Raw genomic sequence first — 888 nt, forward strand, 5'->3', positions numbered from 1 at the left:
GCTGCGGTAGAATGGCTGTGTTACTACACTTATGTAGTAACATGACTGCATGCAGATAAGATTCGAATGGGATCCGGCCAAAGCGGTCGTCAACCGGCGCAAACACAGCGTGAGCTTCGAGACCGCGCTTCGAGTCTTCGCAGATCCGTTCGCGTTCACCATCCCGGAGCGCATTGAAGGCGGCGAGCAGCGTTGGCAAACAATCGGGTGTGTCGAGGGCCATGTCATCCTATTGGTGGCCCACACCGTGCGCGAGGAGGACGAGGACGGTCAGCTGATTGAGGTCATCCGTCTCATCTCCGCGCGAGCAGCAGACCGGACAGAAAGGCGACGTTATGAGCAAAGATATCGTTAGGCAGTGCATCGATCTCGACCAATTGCCGCCCTTGAGTGCTGAGCAGACGGCTGAGCTTGCGGCACTCGCGACGCGCGATGACAGCGCGATCGATTACAGTGACATCCCACCCCTGACCGACGAGCTCTGGAATCAGGCGATGCGAGGGCGCTTCTACAAGCCCACCAAGACCTCAACGACCATCCGCCTTGGACGCCGATGTCGTGGCTTGGTTTCGGGCGCAAGGGAAAGGCTACCAGACGCGCATCAACGCCATTCTGCGCCGCGAGATGCTCGCCTCCCTTGAGCAGGGCAGTCAGCGACACTCTAAACCCTAGCCGTAGCGGCTCGCAGACGCCGAGGCGCTGACTGGAAAATGGCCGCCGACGTTACCCCAGAGCGAATTCAGAGCACTCCGTGGGGGCTGCGGCGGATCAGCGCCGGCTCCAGAATCTCGAGATCCGGTGCCTTGGTTGCTTCGATGATCTCGGCGACCACAGCCTTCTAGCTAAGAAAGCGTCCGTCAACAACTTCCCCCCTTTCGCAAAGGGGGG

At 59.8% G+C, this 888-nt stretch carries 2 protein-coding genes; both read left to right on the top strand.

The window, feature by feature from the left end; genetic code table 11:
- Positions 1-49 precede the first annotated feature (49 nt).
- Complete coding sequence (locus tag G3480_RS26940) at positions 50-355, top strand: BrnT family toxin (RefSeq protein WP_164657253.1); 306 nt, start codon at positions 50-52, stop codon at positions 353-355.
- Positions 356-543: 188 nt separating this feature from the next.
- On the top strand, positions 544-672 hold the full coding sequence (locus G3480_RS29755; protein ID WP_240906115.1) for a BrnA antitoxin family protein: 129 nt from the start codon (positions 544-546) through the stop codon (positions 670-672).
- Positions 673-888: the final 216 nt, after the last annotated feature.

Source organism: Thiorhodococcus mannitoliphagus (assembly GCF_010915725.1).
Lineage (GTDB): Bacteria > Pseudomonadota > Gammaproteobacteria > Chromatiales > Chromatiaceae > Thiorhodococcus > Thiorhodococcus mannitoliphagus.

Excerpts from the sequence above, each read along its gene's own strand:
- G3480_RS26940 (WP_164657253.1), top strand. The coding sequence starts at position 50 with ATGCAGATAAGATTCGAATGGGATCCGGCCAAAGCGGTCGTCAACCGG.